This window comes from Acinetobacter sp. PK01 (genome assembly GCF_022819285.1).
GTDB classification, from domain to species: Bacteria; Pseudomonadota; Gammaproteobacteria; order Pseudomonadales; family Moraxellaceae; genus Acinetobacter; species Acinetobacter tandoii.
Window position 1 is genome coordinate 657,350 of record NZ_CP094643.1, and the last position, 17,861, is coordinate 675,210.

A 17,861-nucleotide genomic window follows, 5' to 3' on the forward strand; every position below is an offset into this window, starting at 1 on the left:
CTTGTGTTAATTGTTGGGGAAACTCCGCTCAGTATTGAAGATGTTGTGGCTGTAGCACGTAAAGAAAAACAGGTGGCATTGCCTACCTCTGCTGAATGGACAGCATTGATTCAACGTGGTGCAGATTTCCTCGATCAGCTGTTGCAAGACGAAGGCGTCATATATGGTGTGACCACGGGTTATGGCGACTCATGCTTAGTTGAAATTCCAACTCACCAAGTGTATGAGCTCCCGCTACATTTGTCGCGCTTTCATGGCTGTGGCATGGGGCAAAACTTAGACCTGATTACAGCGCGAGCTGTGGCGGTGGTGCGTTTATGTTCTTTGGCACGCGGTTATTCGGGTGTTTCGCATGCCTTGTTGCAGCGTTTGGTCTGGATGCTGAATGAAGATGTCATTCCTGTGATTCCCTCAGAAGGTTCGGTAGGTGCCAGTGGGGATTTGACCCCTTTGTCTTATATCGCGGGGGCCTTGGTCGGTGAGCGCGATGTGTACTATCAAGGTCAGATCGTACCGATTGCACAAGTGTATGCTGAAAAAGGTGTGCAGCCGTTGGTGATGCGTCCTAAAGAAGGCTTGGCCCTAATGAATGGTACAGCGGTCATGACCGCGATTGCTTGCCTGAACTATAAAAAAGCAGAACAGATTTCTTTTGCCGGTACTTTGATTACTGCACTGAATGTTTTGGCCTTAGAGGGCAATCCAAGCCATTTTGATGAAGTCTTGTTTGCGCAGAAACCACATCTAGGACAGCAACATATTGCAGCTCAGTTACGCGAATGGTTAAACAGTGAGGTACAGACCGAGCACCAAAGTTCGCGTCTGCAAGACCGTTATTCACTGCGCTGTGCGCCACATGTAATTGGAGTGTTTGAAGACTCCAAACTGTGGTTGCGTCAGTTTATTGAAAATGAGCTGAATTCAAGTAATGACAATCCATTGATTGACCCAGTGAACCTACGTGTATTGCATGGTGGCCATTTCTATGGCGGACATATTGCCCAAGCGATGGATAGTCTAAAAATCATGATTGCCAATATTGCCGACTTGATGGATCGTCAATTGGCGCAGTTGGTGGATTATAAAATGAATAATGGTTTGCCGCGCAATTTAACTGGTTCAAGTCCTGAGCGTTTACCACTGAATCATGGCTTTAAAGCGGTACAAATCGGGGTCTCGGCATGGACAGCAGAAGCTTTAAAACAAACACTCGCGGCATCGATTTTTTCACGCTCAACTGAATGTCATAATCAAGACAAAGTCAGCATGGGTACCATTGCTGCGCGTGATGCCAGTCGTGTCATTACCCTGACCGAACAAGTGATTGCGGCACTCAGTTGTGCAGCAGTTCAGGCGGTTAAACTCAAAGGCGTAGATACAGAACTCAGCCCTGTTTTAACAGCATTTCAACACTGGGTGCTTCAGAGCTTCACCTATGTAGAGGAAGATCGTCCTTTGCAACATGAACTTCAGGCATTGGTCAATCGCTTTGAAGATTTAGAACTGTTAGACAGCATTGCTGTTCAATATTCATAGGAAATGAGCATGTATGCTGATGTAATTATTGAAGTGCCCTTTCATGATGTCGATACCATGCATGTGGTGTGGCACGGTCATTATTTAAAATATTTTGAAATTGCACGATGCAAACTGTTAGATCAATTTCACTATAACTATAACCAGATGCGTGACTCAGGCTATGCATGGCCTGTGATTGAAAGCTATGTGCGTTATGTGCAGGGCATTGAGTTTGAGCAAAAAATTCGTGTGCGTGCTGTTTTGAAAGAATGGGAAAATCGTTTGAAAATTGAATATCTTATTTTCGATGCGGTTTCAGGCAGAAAGTTGACCAAGGGCTTTACTTCGCAAGTGGCGGTACACATTGAAAAACGTGAAATGTGCTTCCAGTCGCCGCAGGTGTTGTTGGACTGTTTAAATGCATGGCCTGAGTTTAAGGCGGAGTAATGAGCATGATTCGATACAAACTCTCTAAGACGATTTCCGTTGCGTGTATGGCAAGTGCGATGACTTTGCTTGCTCCCGCAGTGAATGCACAAAATACTGAATTGAAGCAGGTGTTTGCTCAACTCGGTGCAACGCCTGTGGTGCGTGCCCAATTTGAGCAGCAGAAAAAACTGGCAGCTCTGAATAAAACTTATGTGTCCAAAGGCACGGTACTGTTCAGCAAAAATCAAGGTGTGCTGTGGCAGATTCAAAGTCCAGTCAAAGCCGATTTGGTGGTGACACCGCGTAAGTTGGTACAAAAGACGCAGCGTACTTCCAGTCAAATTGAAGTTGACAAAACCCCGTATGGCTCTGTAGCGACGATGTTTTTACAGTTGATGTCGGGCAATGAGACGGCTCTCGCTAAAAACTTCAACGTGGTGTTTGCCAATTATAGTCCAACACAGTGGAATGTCAGCTTAACGCCGAAAAGCAGTCTATTTAAAAAGCTTTTTGTCCAAGTTGATGCGCAAGGTCAGCGCTATGTGGATCGTATCATGATTTTGGAACAGGCCAATAACCGCACCGTCATTCGTTTTAGTCAGCAAACGGCTCAACCTCAAACTTTAACGGCTGCGGAAAATGCGCTTTTCCAATTGGCAAAATAAGTTTAGCGCCCTTTGGTTACTGATTTTGTGTGTCATTGCTTTGGCACTGGGCACGGCTTGGCTGAATAAAGGTATCAAGATTGAAACCAATATCTTTGCTCTGTTGCCTGAGGCCCATCAAGATGCTCATCTGGAACAAGCACAGCAATATGTGAGTCAGCAGTTAAATGACAAAGTATTTGTGGTGTTGGATGCCAAAACGGATCAGCAATTAGAACAGGCAACGCAAACACTTAAAACCCAAGCTAATCAAAGTCAGCTGTTTTTACCTGTGCGTCCGCAGCTTGATCCTGATCAATTTGCCCAAGCGCTGTATCAGCACAAAGTAGGGCTATTATCCAAGACTGATCAGCAGCTTGTGCAGGGGCAGGACTATGCTGCGTTGATGGAGCAGGGCTTATTGCAACTGATGAGTCCAGGCATGCCGATTACGGCTGAAATGCTCAAGCAAGATCCTTTACTGCTGTTTCCGCGTTATGCAGTGGGTTTAAGTACCTTACAAATCAATGCTGACATCAATTTAGAGCAAGGCTTTGCTACGATTCGTGATGAACAGGGCATTTCGCGCCTGATGGTGCTTCAGCTCAACAACAGCCCTTATAACATTGCCTACCAAGAGCAGACCGCTGCCTTTATTCAAAGCATCAATCAGCAGCTCAACCAGTTGCAGATTAAACCGCACTGGACAGGCACGTTACTGTTTGCACAGTTTGGTACCAATTCTGCTAAAGAGGAAATCTCGACCATTGGCGTGGGCTCGACTATTGGCATTTTACTGCTGGTCTGGTTTGGTTTCCGTTCGATACGCCCCATGCTAACGGAAATGGTTGCGGTGGGTACAGGTAGTCTGGTGGCCTTTGCGGTAACATATTGGATTTTTGGCGAAATTCATCTGATGACACTGGTCTTTGGTGCCAGTTTGATTGGAGTCTGTGTCGATTTTTCATTTTACTTCATGGCCATGCAGTCTCAGCACCGTCAGATTGATGGATTTACTGTTTTAAAACCGTTGCTGCCGAGTCTATTTGTGGGGTTGATGACCACGCTATTGGCCTATGTGGTGCTGAGTTTTACCCCATTTCCAGGGTTTAAACAAATTGCAGTTTTTTCCATGGTTGGATTGAGTGCTGCATGGGTGACCAGCATTTTATTACTGCCACGTTTGCCTGCGCTGAATGCGGAACCAGCGATACGTTCACTGGGTTTTATTGGCAAAGCACGTAATTATGTGCAAAGCCACAACACGCTGCGCTATGGCATGATTTCACTGATTGTACTGGTAACAGGCAGCAGCCTCGCCTTTCTGAAAAGTAATGATGACATCCGTAATTTACAAAGTATGGATGCTACCTTAAAGCAAGAAGATCAATACATTCGCTCGCGCTTTATGCAACAGCAAAGCAGTGAATATTTTGTGGTACAGGGCCGAACACCCGCAGAGTTAGAACAGCATGAACAGCAACTGCTGGCAAAACTTGCTCCCTTACAGCAGGTTGGCAAGTTAGATGCTGTGCAAGCTTTAGGGCAGTGGATTCCCTCGCTTGAGCAGCAAAAACAGAATGTTGCGATGTTACAAGCGATTCCTCAGCATGCTTTAGTGGAATATGCACAAGCGTTACAGCTCAATACCGCCGATGTTTTAAATTGGCAAGCGCATTTAAAAGACCAACCGTTATTGACCGAAGCAGTCTTTAAAGATCATCCGTTGCATTTTCTGCAGATGAGCCCCACGCAACGTTTAGTGATGCTACAAAATGTGCATGATGTGAACGCTGTGCAGCAGCTTGAAAATGCTGATGTGCAACTGTTACGTCCTGTTCATCAACTATCTGAGTTATTCAAACAACATCGTGAACAGGCGCAGTGGCTATTGCTCAGTGCTTTGATGCTTTTAGCCATTGGCTTGGGTGTACTTTATGGCAAAAAATCCATTCTGCCTTTGGTACTGCCCGTCAGTATGGCTCTAATGACCACTTTTGCGATTCAAGCATGGCTGGGTGTCGAGATTAATTTATTCAGCATTATGGGCACCTTTTTGATCATTGGAATTGGGGTCGATTATGCGATTTTCTACCGCCACGGACATGATCACCCGCAGGTGGTGGGTATGGCTTTATTCCTGTGTATGATGTCGACTTTCTTCGGGTTTGGCTTATTGTCGTTTAGTCATACTTATGCCATTCACAGTTTTGGCTTAACAGTTTTATTGGGCGTTATTTTTTCATTTCTTTACGCCACACTTTTTACATCTTCCGATGTAAAACATGTTGTGGTTCAACAATATCAGCCAAAGAGCTGAGTTAAAGGGTACAGTGCAATGAGCACCATGCAACAGACAGATGTATTAATTATTGGGGCGGGACCATCAGGCAGTTCGGCAGCAGCTTTGCTACGCAAAAAAGGCCATCAAGTCACAGTTATCGAAAAGCAATATTTCCCACGCTTCTCCATTGGAGAGTCTTTATTACCGCAGTGTATGGTGTTTTTAGAAGAAGCGGGCTTATTGGATACGGTTCGTGCACATGCCGATGAATATGCATTTCAGTTTAAAAATGGTGCAGCCTTTTTAAGAGGTACGCAGCGCAGTTTTTATGACTTTACCCAAAAATTTAGTGAAGGTCCTGGCACCACATGGCAGGTAAGACGTGCCAATTTTGACCAGCTTTTAGCTCAGCAAGCCGAAAAAATGGGCGCAGATATTCGTTTTGGTCATGAAGTTTTGGCGGTCGATGTCGCATCCGCACAGCCGATTTTGACGGTCAAAGATGAGCAAGGCAACAACTATCAAATTCAGGGTAAATTCTTATTGGATGCCAGTGGTTTTGGTCGCATTTTGCCAAAGTTTCTTGACTTAGAAAGCCCGTCGGACTTTCCAGTGCGCCGTGCGGTCTTTACCCATATTGAAGATGGTTTGTTGGATGATCCTGAATTTGACCGCGAGAAAATTTTAATTACCGTGCATGAAAAAGACCACCGTGCATGGTATTGGCTGATTCCCTTTGCTGATGGGCGTTCTTCATTTGGTATTGTGGCGGAGCAAGATTTTTTTGAAAAATACGGCTATGACGGCAGTGTAGATTATGATTTAGAAGCCTTACAGAAACGTATTTTAGCTGATGATGTGAGCTTGTCGCATGTGCTGCGTCACGCCAAACATGATACTCCAGTACGTACTTTGGTGGGCTACTCTGCCGATGTGAAACATTTGGCATCTAAAAACTATGCACTACTCGGCAATGCAGGTGAGTTTCTAGATCCTGTGTTTTCTTCGGGTGTAACGATTGCATTGAAATCTTCCAGTCTAGCGGTGCCTTTGGTCGAGCAAGTACTGCAAGGGCAGGCAGTAGATTGGATGGAGCAATACGAAAAGCCACTGCGTAAAGGTATTCAAGTGTTCCGTGCCTATGTTGAGTCATGGTATTCAGGAGAGTTTCAGGATGTGGTGTTTTCGACCCAGCAGGATGAAAAAATCCGCCGTATGATTGCATCTTTACTGGCAGGTTATGCATGGGATACGACTAACCCGATCCATCGTAATGCCAAGCAACGCTTGAGCACTTTGGCAGAATATTGCCGCGAAGCACAACAACAGAATGAGTTGCTGACTGATGAAACTTAAGCTGTGTTTAAAGACCATCAGTTGGGTTTTAGCCAGTGCTTTGCTTTGTAGTGCCTGTCAAAGTTGGATCCCTAAAGCGCAAGGATTGGCGACTCCGCAGTGGGTGGCACAAAATTACCAACGCCAAGATCAAATAGAAGTACAGTGGAAAACACAGAGTTTTAGCTTTTTACTGTACCAGCAGCAACAGGGACAATCACTTGACATGTTGGCGCTCAGCCTTACAGGGCAGCAGTTGTTTAAGCTCAGTTTTGACGGTCAAAAGGTTAAAGTTGAACAGCGTATTGAGCCGATGAAGTTGTTACCATTTGATTATGTGGTGCGCGATATTCTGTATGCAACATATCCAAATTTTGCTGCATTACATGCTGCTCAAAATACTGTTATACAAAAAGCAGATACCATTTATATTCAACAGCAGCCTGTGTTGAAAATTCAGCAAAATGAAGGGGTAATTGAACTGGATAATTTTCAAGTGCCGTATCAAATGGTGATCAGTGCGGTGAGTAATACTTTAGAAGATGATCAAGGCGGTATCGATGACTAAAAATGTACAGCATACTTCAGCCGTCGGTATTCAGTTCAGTGCAGCGCTGTCAGCTTTGGGACAAAATCCTGCGGAGCTTCAACATGCGTTAACAAGCGCCGAAAATACCTTGTCGCAACGAGAGGATCTGATTGCCGGGCGTAAGGTATGGGTAGGTGCTGCTGATCAAACCTTAATTCAAGACATTCCTGAAGTTTTGAGCATTACCGATTCGCGTAATTTACGCTTTGCCTTGACGACTTTGGCACAAATTGAAACCGAAATTCGTACTTATACTGCACAGTTTCCAAAACAACGTCTTGCGGTGATTATCGGCACGTCAACGTCAGGAATTGCGGATAATGAACCAGTTTTAAAAATGCAGTTTCAACAGTCAGCACCACAGTCTGTACAGCACCAAAAACAAGAAATGGGCAGTTTAGCGAAAGCCTTACAACAGTATTTGGGCTGGGAAGGGCCTGCTTATACCATTTCTACCGCTTGCTCCTCGGCGGCTAAAGCCATGGCAGCGGGGCAACGTTTGCTCAATGCCGATTTGGCCGATGCTGTGTTGGTTGGAGGCGTTGATACGCTATGTAAACTTACCTTAAATGGTTTTGACAGTTTGGAAAGTTTATCGAGCAGTATTTGTCAGCCTTGTGGTGCTAATCGTGATGGCATCAATATTGGTGAAGCCGCAGGACTATTTATATTGTCGAAATCACCAGCACCTGTAATGTTGCTATCGAGTGGTGAGTCAATGGATGCTTGGCATATTTCAGCACCACATCCAGAAGGGCGAGGGGCTGCTGAAGCGATGCAAAAAGCATTAGCTGCTGCACAGCTTGAAGCCCGCGATATTGGTTATTTGAACTTGCATGGTACTTCTACACCGCAAAATGATGCGATGGAGATTAAAGCTGTACATACTGTGTTTTCAGACAATATGGTGGCATTAAGTAGCACCAAACATAAAACAGGGCATTGTCTAGGGGCAGCGGGTGCAATTGAAGCTTTTATTTGCCAACAGGTTTTATTGGATCAATCATGGTTACCGCTGCATCATGCTGGTGAATTGGACGATGCTTTGGTTGGGCAAAATTATGTGCTCGATCCTAATTTAACAGCGTCAATACGTTATGTTATGAGTAATTCATTTGCGTTTGGTGGCAGCAATATTAGTCTAATTTTGGGGACAGTTTTGCCATGATGGATGCAGTACAGTTTATTCCGCACGAAAAACCCATGGTTTTTGTCAGCCATCTCATTGAGGTGAATGATGAGTTTGCCATTGCAGAACTTCATATCACACCGGATTTGATGTTTTGTGAGTCAGAAGGTTTGCCAACATGGAGCAGCATTGAGCTGATGGCACAGACCATCAGTGTCTATGCAGGCTATAAAGGACAAACTCAGGGATTGCCACCAAAAATTGGTTTTTTATTGGGAACGCGTAAAATGCAGTTGCCTTGTGCCTATTTTAGTTTAGGCGCAACCGTGCGGATTCGGGTAGAACAAAGTTATCTGCATGAGGGTTTAGGGCAGTTTCATTGTGAAATTGAATATCAAGAACACAAATTCAGTGCCATGTTGAGTGTATTTGAGCCTGAAAATATGAACGAAATTATTGGAAAATTAGTGTGAATAAAAGAATTTTAGTAACAGGTTCGAGTCGTGGAATTGGCAAAGCGATTGCTTTAGAGTTAGCCAAAGCAGGCTTTGATGTCACGGTACATGCACGTTCAAGACAGTCAGAAGCAGAAGTAGTGGCACAGGAGATTCAAGCCTTAGGTCAAGACAGCCATGTGTTGATGTTTGATGTGAATGATCGTGAAAAAATTGCAACGATTTTAGAGCAAGATATTGCGCAGCATGGTGCTTTTTATGGGGTGGTGCTGAATGCAGGACTGACCCGAGATGGCGCCTTTCCTGCATTGACCGATGATGACTGGGATGATGTGGTTTCAACTTCATTAAATGGTTTTTATAATGTGTTAAAACCAGTAATGATGCCAATGATCCGCTTGAAAAAAGGTGGTCGTATTGTGACCTTGTCTTCAGTGTCTGGATTGATGGGCAACCGTGGTCAAGTCAACTACAGTGCAGCTAAAGCGGGCTTGATTGGTGCGACCAAAGCACTGGCGCTAGAGTTGGCAAAACGTAAAATCACGGTGAACTGTGTAGCTCCGGGCTTGATTGAAACTGAAATGGTGACCGAAGAAGTCAAGGAACATGCTTTGAAAATGATTCCGATGCAACGCATGGGGCAGGTGGAAGAAGTGGCTAAAGCCGTGAAGTTTTTATGTAGTGATGATGCCAGCTATATCACCCGCCAAGTGATTTCAGTCAATGGGGGGCTGATCTAATGAAACGTGTTGTTGTGACAGGAATGTCTGGAATTACCTCTTTAGGCGAAACCGCAGACCAAATTTTTGAACAATTTGCACAAGGCAAAAGTGGTATTCGTTATATGCCTGATTGGGAAATTTATTCCGATTTACGCAGTAAATTGGGCGGCCCAGTCGAATCATTTACCGTACCCAAGCATTTTAATCGCAAGGTTACACGAGGCATGGGACGCGTTGCTTTAATGTCGGTGGTCTGTGCTGAAAAAGCATTAGAAGATGCAGGTTTACTAAATAATGATATTTTAAAAAGTGGTGAAACTGGTGTCGCGTTTGGTTCATCTGCTGGAAGTGTGGATGCTGTACGTGAATTTGGTTCGATGTTGATTGATAATAATATGAACCAAATGAATGCGACGACTTATATTCGGATGATGTCACATACCAGTGCAGTGAATATGACCATCTATTTTGGCTTAAAAGGTTTGACGCTGCCAACTTCAAGTGCCTGTACTTCAGGTTCTATGGCCATTGGACAAGCGTATGAAGCTATTAAATATGGCAAGCAAACCGTAATGATAGCAGGTGGTGCAGAAGAGTTGAGTGCCGCAGGTTCAGCTGTGTTTGACGTACTCTTAGCGACCAGTATGCAAAATGATCGACCTGAAGTAACACCACGCCCTTTTGACGCGAATCGAGATGGCTTAGTGGTGGGAGAAGGTGCAGGTTGCCTCATTTTAGAAGAATATGAACATGCCAAAAAACGCGGCGCTACAATTCATGCCGAGATCATCGGTTATGGAAGCAATACTGATGGTCAGCATGTGACTCGACCTGATTCTGAAATGATGGGGCGTTGTATGCAGTTTGCATTGAAAGATGCACAGCTTACTGCCGCTGATATTGATTATGTCAATGCACATGGGACATCAACTGATCAAGGAGATATTGCTGAATCACAGGCGACAGCGCAAATCTTGGGTAAAAAACCGATTAGTTCATTAAAAAGTTATTTTGGGCATACATTGGGGGCATGTGGTGCTATTGAAGCATGGTTAAGTATTGAAATGATGCACCGCAAACAGTTGGTGCCTACGTTAAATTTAGATCAGATTGATAGTGCTTGCGGTGATTTAGATTATATTGTGTCAGGTATGCGTTCCGCAGAAACGCAAATCATCATGAGCAATAATTTTGCTTTTGGGGGGATTAACACCTCTCTAATTTTTAAACGTGTTGAATAAAACAAAGGTTATAATGATGTCTTTTAATAATTTTTTTGCAGCAACAGTATTTTCTTTATGTGGTATTGCTTCTGTTCAAGCGGCAGACCAGATGTATGATTTTAATTTCCAAGATGCGGTGAATCGTGCAATTGCCGATGGGGTATTGGATGGATCCGTTAAATTTTATTTGGCGGGAACCAAGTCGGGTGGCAAAGTGATTCAAAAAGATTTGGTGACCAACAAAAAAACCAATGGTTTTGCCAAGTCAGCAGAAAGTTCATGTGACCATGTATTACGTTCTGCACTGATTCAATTTCAAAACACAGCTAAAGCCAATGGGGCAAATGCCGTGACCAATGTGGTGAGTTTCTATAAATCAAATGAAAAACGCAGCACCACTACATACCAATGTGCGAAAGGAACAGCTCTGGCGGGCGTAGCATTAAAAGGGAATTTGGTGAAATTCTAGAGTAGTCGAGAATATTGACTACCCCAGATATACACATCTTTTTAAGACTGTTTAAACTCGGATTTACCTAAATCCGAGTTTAATTGACCATATTAGATTGTTAATAAGATTAGCTACTCGGATTCTCTACGATGAAATCCTTTCATGGCATCATCAATTTGTATGTCATCCCACTTAGCATGTGTCTTTATTAACTTAGATTCATGAATTGTTCCAAATTTTTTGACATCATGTGGCTTTCTAGATTTACAATAGCCATGTTGATTCGTATCTCTGCTCCAAGCTATTGAATCCTTTCCTAAGCTAAAGGTGCTTTCACAAAGTTCTTGTTGTAACGTGTGAGGAATCATTCCTGACATAATATCGAGTTTTACCATCAGCCTATTATATATTCGCCAATTGAAGCTATTTTTTAACCATACTAAACATTTACGTCATGACTATTGAAGTGACGAAAATGAGGGCTAAAGAATAGCTAAACGTGTTGGAGAGTATTTCAAATTGATTGAGAATGTGGGAATTTAAAAATTGAGTCAAAACAACACTATTAAAGAATTGTTTGATAAATCAATAGACAAGAAACTTTGGGTTGCTCCGATGGCAGGTGTGACAGATCGCCCATTTCGGACACTTTGTAAATACTTTGGTGCTGGACACGCGGTCAGTGAGATGATGACAGCCGATAAAACCCTGCGTATGAGCAAAAAAAGTTTGTATCGAGCTAACTTTGATGGAGAGTTAGCTCCAATTTCAGCGCAAATTGCAGGTTCCGATCCGAAAGATTTGGCAGAGGCAGCTCGTTACCAAGTCGCAAATGGAGCGCAAATTGTCGACATTAATATGGGTTGTCCTGCCAAGAAAGTATGTAATAAGTTGGCAGGTTCTGCTTTATTACAAGATGAAGATTTGGTTGCGCGGATTTTAGATGAAGTTGTTGCTGCGGTAGATGTGCCTGTTACATTAAAAACGCGTTTGGGCTTTTTAAATGGTCATGAAAATATTTTGCGTGTAGCGCAAAGAGCTGAGCAAGCAGGTATTGCTGCTTTGGCATTGCATGGGCGTACTCGTGAAGATATGTATTTAAATACTGCACGTTATGACCTAATCAAAGAAGTTAAACAATCACTGAATATTCCCGTAATTGCAAATGGTGACATTGATAGTCCTGAAAAAGCCAAATATGTATTGGATTATACGGGTGCAGATGCAATTATGATTGGGCGTGCTGCACAGGGCCGACCTTGGATTTTTAGAGAAATCGCACATTATTTAACGACAGGACAGCATTTAGCTGCACCACAGATTGCAGAAGTCAAAGAGGTTCTACTCGGACATTTAGCCGAACTCTATCAATTTTATGGTGAATACTCAGGCTGCCGAATTGCACGTAAGCATATTGCTTGGTATACCAAAGGATTACGAGCAAGCAATGAATTTCGCCAGAACATGTATAAGGTTGAAACCACAGCAGAGCAGGCTCAAGTTGTTGAAACTTATTTCAACTTATTGTTGAGCGAAGGTCAAACCATGCACGATGTTCAAGTTGAACAGGTTAATTTACTTGATATTTAAAAGTCGGATGTTAAAAGCCCAGCTATTGCTGGGCTTTTTATTTATTGTGCCTGACTTAATTCCAGCACCAATTGATTGATCAAATCAGCAGCTTCCAATTCCCGAATTTGAGCCACATTCGAGCCTGCCCAGAATGCTCCATAGCTATGGTCACCTTGTTGACTTGCTGCTGCATGTAACTGTTTGGCCAAGTCATAAGCATATGGGTAAGCGGGTACAGCTGGACGGTCTGGTTGATCCACTGTCATGTGCCAAGTGTTTACTAATCCACGGGCAGGGCGACCAGAAATACTGTCCGTAATTTGTGTAACTGGTGCATTTAATAATGCTTTACGATAAGCAGTGTTGGCATTTGAACTTTTACATTGAACAAATGCAGTGCCGAGTTGTACCGCTTGAGCACCAAGCTGTAGTAATGAATGTGCTTGCTGTCCAGTCATGACTCCACCTGCCGCGATTACTGGAATATGGCAATGTTGGCTTAATAGTTGTACTAAATCAGAGGTTTTGATTGCACCATCAATACTTTGATTAAAAATACCACGATGACCACCCGCTTCAATTCCTTGAGCAATTACCATATCAATACCTGCTGCTTCAATTGCTAGTGCTTCTGGCAAGTTTGTCGCAGAGACCATCGTGAGAATGCCAGCAGCTTTTAATGCTGTTATTTGATGTGGGTGTGGAATACCAAAGTGAAAGCTTACGGCTTTAGGGCGTGTATCAAGTACAAGATTTAAAAAATCATCATTGTCTAAAAAGCTTGGATAAATACATGCTAGCTGCTGAGGAGCAACGACATTCAAGCGCGAGAATTGTGGGCTTAAATATTCGATCCATTTCGATGCAATCGCTTGATCTAAGACTTGGCTTTGGTGGCAGAAAAAATTCACTTGAAATGAATGATCAGTTAAGGCTTGAGTTGCAAGAATTTGTTCGCGTGCAGAATTTACAGAGCTTGCTCCTAAGCCCAATGAACCTAATCCACCTTGATTAGAAACCTCGGCTGCCAATGTCGGTGTGGACACACCTGCCATTGGGGCTAGAAAAATAGGATGTTTAATTTCTAGTTGTTCTAGTAAAGACATAATCAGGCTCCATGTATTTACTTAACTGTGCCCAAGCTGAATAAATTAAGCAAATAATATTCACTATTTAATCTAAAAATATGGGTTAGAAAATACTGACTTTGTATGTAATTTTATAATTTATGTGGCTGTGTTATAGAGCTTTAAATAAAAAATATAAGCAATAAAAAACACCCTGTAGTAGGGTGTTTTTTACTAAATATTACTGTTGTGCTTTTTCTTTTACATCAGCAGCACCTTGCTCAACAGCACCCGCAACATGTGCTGTTGCATCTTTTGCGGCATCTTTCACGTCTTTAGCAGCAGCTTCGGTTTTAGCAGCAGCCTCATCCGTTGCATTGTCAATTTTATTTACGGCTTCATTCGTTGCAGCTTGAGTTTTGGCAGCAGCCTCACTAGCAGCATTTTCCATATCATGGCTCGCTTGTTGAGCAGCATTTTCCAAATGCTCGCCTGTCGTAGCACCAGTTTCTGGAGCTTTTTCTTTACTACATCCAACTAAAGTCACAGCAGCAGCTAGACCTAAAACAATAAGCAATTTATTCATAAGAAGTTTCCTTTTTATTTGTTCTATCCGACTAAGGGATAGACAAAATATAAAGTAAATTTGCTGAAAGTATGCTCAAAAAATGTTAAGTATTTGTAATTATTATTGATACTCTGATGTGGGTGTGAAACATGTAGGTATTATTCTGTAAATCGTTAGTGATGCCTTTTGTACCAATAAAAATATGAAATTGTTAAGATATACTTTATAGTGTACAGTGATTATGAAGAGCTGATTTTTTATGGCTTGTTTTATTTCTAATAAGTCTAGAAAAATTTTAGGTTGAATATAAATTATTGTTTTGAACAAAAATGCCAATTGAATTTAAATGAATATATATTTAAGTTAATTACATAAATCATCATTTAAAACAAATGCTTAAATTTTATTCAATAAGATTTTAAGCATTAAATTGGATTAAACACATATAAATATTAAGGGATTTTATTATTTACTTTTGATTAAATGTTAAAAAATTGGTGTTTTATGTCAATAAAATAATTTATAATGTGAATTAAGTCACACTTTTTCTATTTGGTTAAGTCATGATTTTACAACAATACAAAATTGTTTTTGGTGGGACGATGGGGGCAGGTAAGTCTGCTGCGATTAAAACACTTTCTGATGTAGCAGTAATTAGCACAGAAGCAGTGAATACCGATACCCAAGCTCATTCTAAACTTTTAACCACAGTCGGAATTGATTATGGTGAGATTAAATTAGATGATGATACAAAAATAGGCTTATATGGAACCCCAGGGCAAGACCGATTTGATTTTATGTGGTCAATTGTCTGTAAAGGAGCCATAGGGATAGTATTGCTGATTGATCATAGTAGTTCAGAAAGATTGCTCGATTTAGAATTTTATTTAAACGCATTTGAAAATTATGGTTCTAATATTGTGGTGGGTATAACCCATATAGATGTAGAACATGAATTAAAGTTAAAAACTTATAGAGACTGGATGCGTATCCATCAAAAAAATTATCCTATATTTGCTGTGGATGCGCGTGAAAAAGATGATGTACTACTTTTAATTGAGACATTAATTGCAATGCTTGAAAGCCAAAACCTTATAGCGATTTGAAGGTGCAGTTCAAATGTCTAGTTTATGTGAAATGATACAGCCATTTAAGAAACTATTCATAAGCAACTATTTGTTTTATAAATAATATTATCTATTTTTTGTTGATTGTTTTTTAGCTTTATATTGCTTTGAACTCGTTACCGAATCTCAAAATATCTTTTGAGAATCTGAGTAAAGTTACAGTGGTTAGTATTTTTTGCATTGATTAAGAATAGCCCACTTTATAAATTTCAGAGTATAAGTTTAAGTGAAAAAAATTGGGAAAGTTTTTTATCGGTGGTAACACTTGATTGCTCCAATCGTCTTAATGGATTTTGTCCATAATGATAATTTAATTGATGAAAATGTATTTTTACTTTCAAAAATTAAATGAAAAATTGATGGAATTGTCGGCGTAAAGATGTGTTTTAAATCTTGAAATTATGGTTAATTTTGAATGAAGAGCATTTTAAATATTGCAGTATTTGGACTAAGTTTAAGTACATTAGGTCATATTAAAACGCAGGTTTTACTTGCACTACCATCTTCAACACAGGTGAAATGGGTAAATTTGGCAGAGAGTAAAATTGATCTGTTGCTTGTAAATGATGTGTTCTTTAATGCACCAGGTATTCAGAAAGTTTTGAGTAATCCACATATTACCTATTTGCGTTTAGTCAAAAAGGTCGAACATGCTGGGCGTATTATAGGTGATCAACTCTTTTACCCTTTTTCAAATTTAGAGCATCTACATGAATGGCTGTCTGAAAAATTGATACCAGTCACGGCTATGCCTTTTTCGTTACCTGTAAGTAATAAAGCAACGTCAATTTTGCCAACGATTACTCCACAGGAACAAATGTCAATCGAGAGGGTATTTACTGAAATGTTTACCCCTAGAAATGGTTTTATTCAATTATTTGATGCGAGTGGTTTTTTAGCATTGATTGATACGCGTACAGAAAGGGTGTGGGTGGAAGCAGGTAAAACTATTCAACTGAATTCAACCTTGAATCAAACCTATGCAACTGCCCAATTTGTGCAAGAAACGACAAAGAATAAAGAGATTTATGATTTACGCGTATGGTTGTGGAAAGTGGTAAATGCATCAACAGATTTGAAACTACCAGTGGTTAATCTCAATCAGAATTTTAAATTAGACATTTGGCCGCAATTTGAACGAGATTTGAAGCGAAATGAGTTTCTAAAAATGGCGGCATGTTTCTCGCATGGTGCAAAAATAAGCGATGTAAAACAGTTTTTGAATTTAAGTCATGATCAGATATTGAATTTTGTATCTTGTGCTGTTTTACTGCAATTGGGGCGTTTTGTAAATCAAAATGAAGTGAAGTTTCAGGAAGATACAAAACAAGTAGAATCTGGCCAAGGACATAAACTCCGTAGTTTTATTGGAAAATTACGCAAAAAACTGGGTTTATAAATAATCTGCGCCTAGTCATAATTTTAACGGGGTAATTCCCATATCAAGAGGAAACAAGAAATGGCACGTGTTAGTCTAGATGCTTTAACAAGTTTAGATGGTTTTGTAGCAGCAGCACTGGTAGATAGCGACAGCGGTCTTGCTTTAGCTACACAGGGGACTGGTGTAGATTTAGAACTTGCAGCCGCGGGTAATACTGAAGTGATTCGTGCTAAACGTAAAGTGGCAAAAGCCTTGCAACTCAATGATAATATTGAAGATATCCTTATTACATTGGGCAAGCAATATCACTTAATTCGCCCATTAGATACCAATGAAACATTATTTTTGTACTTGGTACTCGACCGCTCTAAATCAAACTTGGCTATGGCGCGTTATGAACTTAAAGGCTTTGAAAAAGGTCTTGATTTTTCTTAATAAAATCAAAGCTATTCAAATGCCAATGTAAATCACATTGGCATTTTTTTTGGTTCTTATTCTAATAATAAATTTGGTGTGCAGTTTTAAAGGTACTTACATGGAGCTGTACTAATTCAGGCAGAGCTTGATAGCCACCAGCCAAAACAAACATTAAGGGAATCTGATGCTTTTTAGCGAGTCGGAAAATCATTTCATCCCGTTTTTCTATTAACTCGGTGTTAAACCAAGTAGAACCACAAGGGTCATTTTGGTGACAGTCCATGCCAGCCTGATAAACAATCAGATCAGCATTCCATTCAATTGCCCTTTTAAAAGCTTGATAAATGGCGATGATATATTGGCTAAAATTCCCATTATGTTTATGTATGTGACAGGTTTCAGAACGTTCGTAGGTGGGGCAGCCAAAGGCAAGTCCATAGATACTATAATTAAATAGATTCTCGTATCGCTTGGTAAACTCGGCTGTTCCATTCCCTCCATGTTGGTCACAATCGAGTACAAAAATACGCTTATTGGTAAATTTATGGGCGATGAGTGCTAAACCATTAAATGTACAAAATGAGCTACCAAACTCATAAACAGCGTGATGAAATCCTTGAGCAATATTGGCAGAAATTTGATGTTCCCATGCTAATTCAGCTGCAAGAATCTGACCTGCATTAATTTGATAAACTGCATCTCGAAGTTGCGTGTTCCACGGTTTAAAACCCTGAAATGTTGCCATTTTTTCAGGGCTTCCTGTATGAAATGCATCGACATATTCAGGCGCATGTAATTGCTTTAAACTCTCTATTGATAGAGGATGAGGCTCATGAAAATTTGCTATGCCCAAGGGTTTTAGTGCCTCAGCCACCGCAGTTAATTTCTCCATACTATTGGTATGAGTTTGTGCGAAGTACTGTGGAGAGTAACAAACCTGAAGCATGGGA

General features: G+C 41.1%; 18 protein-coding genes. 15 read left to right on the forward strand and 3 right to left on the reverse strand.

The features are described 5' to 3' along the window. The first annotated feature begins 3 nt into the window (after window positions 1–3). The 12 genes from MP622_RS03115 to dusB all read left to right on the forward strand — a co-directional run bounded on the left by MP622_RS03115 (window position 4) and on the right by dusB (window position 12,369). Window positions 4–1,536, forward strand: coding sequence for an aromatic amino acid ammonia-lyase (locus MP622_RS03115; protein WP_243792440.1), 1,533 nt, complete (start codon window positions 4–6; stop codon window positions 1,534–1,536). A 9-nt stretch (window positions 1,537–1,545) separates the two neighbouring features. Continuing rightward, on the forward strand, window positions 1,546–1,965 hold the full coding sequence (locus MP622_RS03120; RefSeq protein WP_005090845.1) for an acyl-CoA thioesterase: 420 nt from the start codon (window positions 1,546–1,548) through the stop codon (window positions 1,963–1,965). Window positions 1,966–1,970: 5 nt separating this feature from the next. Then, window positions 1,971–2,612 carry an outer membrane lipoprotein carrier protein LolA gene (locus tag MP622_RS03125; protein ID WP_243793442.1) on the forward strand — a complete coding sequence of 214 codons (642 nt, stop codon included), beginning with the start codon at window positions 1,971–1,973 and terminating at the stop codon, window positions 2,610–2,612. Next, window positions 2,587–4,911 (forward strand): hypothetical protein, encoded by a 2,325-nt coding sequence (locus tag MP622_RS03130; RefSeq protein ID WP_243792442.1) that lies wholly within the window; start codon window positions 2,587–2,589, stop codon window positions 4,909–4,911. Before MP622_RS03125 ends, MP622_RS03130 begins: the two co-directional genes overlap by 26 nt. A gap of 18 nt (window positions 4,912–4,929) precedes the next feature. Beyond that, window positions 4,930–6,231, forward strand: coding sequence for an NAD(P)/FAD-dependent oxidoreductase (locus MP622_RS03135; protein WP_243792444.1), 1,302 nt, complete (start codon window positions 4,930–4,932; stop codon window positions 6,229–6,231). After that, entirely contained in the window at window positions 6,221–6,778 is a 558-nt protein-coding gene (locus MP622_RS03140; protein WP_243792446.1) for a DUF3261 domain-containing protein, read from the forward strand. The genes MP622_RS03135 and MP622_RS03140 overlap by 11 nt, the downstream gene beginning before the upstream one ends. After that, window positions 6,771–7,967 (forward strand): beta-ketoacyl-[acyl-carrier-protein] synthase family protein, encoded by a 1,197-nt coding sequence (locus MP622_RS03145; protein WP_243792448.1) that lies wholly within the window; start codon window positions 6,771–6,773, stop codon window positions 7,965–7,967. Before MP622_RS03140 ends, MP622_RS03145 begins: the two co-directional genes overlap by 8 nt. Further along, a complete protein-coding gene (locus MP622_RS03150; protein ID WP_243792450.1) occupies window positions 7,964–8,401 on the forward strand; it encodes a 3-hydroxylacyl-ACP dehydratase in 438 nt (145 codons plus the stop codon). The genes MP622_RS03145 and MP622_RS03150 overlap by 4 nt, the downstream gene beginning before the upstream one ends. After that, window positions 8,398–9,123 (forward strand): 3-ketoacyl-ACP reductase FabG2, encoded by a 726-nt coding sequence (locus MP622_RS03155; protein ID WP_243792452.1) that lies wholly within the window; start codon window positions 8,398–8,400, stop codon window positions 9,121–9,123. The genes MP622_RS03150 and MP622_RS03155 overlap by 4 nt, the downstream gene beginning before the upstream one ends. Beyond that, window positions 9,123–10,346 (forward strand): beta-ketoacyl-ACP synthase, encoded by a 1,224-nt coding sequence (locus tag MP622_RS03160; protein WP_151503817.1) that lies wholly within the window; start codon window positions 9,123–9,125, stop codon window positions 10,344–10,346. The genes MP622_RS03155 and MP622_RS03160 overlap by 1 nt, the downstream gene beginning before the upstream one ends. A 16-nt stretch (window positions 10,347–10,362) precedes the next feature. Then, window positions 10,363–10,797, forward strand: a complete 435-nt coding sequence (locus tag MP622_RS03165) for an excinuclease (protein ID WP_044740285.1) — start codon at window positions 10,363–10,365, stop codon at window positions 10,795–10,797. 597 nt (window positions 10,798–11,394) lie between these two features. Next, on the forward strand, window positions 11,395–12,369 hold the full coding sequence (dusB, locus tag MP622_RS03170; protein ID WP_243793443.1) for a tRNA dihydrouridine synthase DusB: 975 nt from the start codon (window positions 11,395–11,397) through the stop codon (window positions 12,367–12,369). A gap of 41 nt (window positions 12,370–12,410) precedes the next feature. Here dusB and MP622_RS03175 read toward each other — a convergent pair whose 3' ends face one another. After that, window positions 12,411–13,457 (reverse strand): nitronate monooxygenase, encoded by a 1,047-nt coding sequence (locus tag MP622_RS03175; protein ID WP_243792453.1) that lies wholly within the window; start codon window positions 13,455–13,457, stop codon window positions 12,411–12,413. 202 nt (window positions 13,458–13,659) lie between these two features. After that, complete coding sequence (locus MP622_RS03180; RefSeq protein ID WP_044740289.1) at window positions 13,660–14,004, reverse strand: hypothetical protein; 345 nt, start codon at window positions 14,002–14,004, stop codon at window positions 13,660–13,662. 545 nt (window positions 14,005–14,549) lie between these two features. Between MP622_RS03180 and MP622_RS03185 the strand changes: the two genes are divergently transcribed. The 3 genes from MP622_RS03185 (at window position 14,550) to MP622_RS03195 (ending at window position 16,929) form a co-directional block, all read left to right on the forward strand. Next, on the forward strand, window positions 14,550–15,092 hold the full coding sequence (locus MP622_RS03185; RefSeq protein ID WP_044740290.1) for an ATP/GTP-binding protein: 543 nt from the start codon (window positions 14,550–14,552) through the stop codon (window positions 15,090–15,092). A gap of 436 nt (window positions 15,093–15,528) precedes the next feature. Continuing rightward, a complete protein-coding gene (locus MP622_RS03190; protein ID WP_243792455.1) occupies window positions 15,529–16,512 on the forward strand; it encodes a hypothetical protein in 984 nt (327 codons plus the stop codon). 60 nt (window positions 16,513–16,572) lie between these two features. Beyond that, entirely contained in the window at window positions 16,573–16,929 is a 357-nt protein-coding gene (locus tag MP622_RS03195; protein WP_243792457.1) for a roadblock/LC7 domain-containing protein, read from the forward strand. Between the two features lie 61 nt (window positions 16,930–16,990). Here MP622_RS03195 and MP622_RS03200 read toward each other — a convergent pair whose 3' ends face one another. Then, entirely contained in the window at window positions 16,991–17,857 is an 867-nt protein-coding gene (locus tag MP622_RS03200) for a histone deacetylase (protein ID WP_243792458.1), read from the reverse strand. Between the last annotated feature and the right edge of the window lie 4 nt (window positions 17,858–17,861).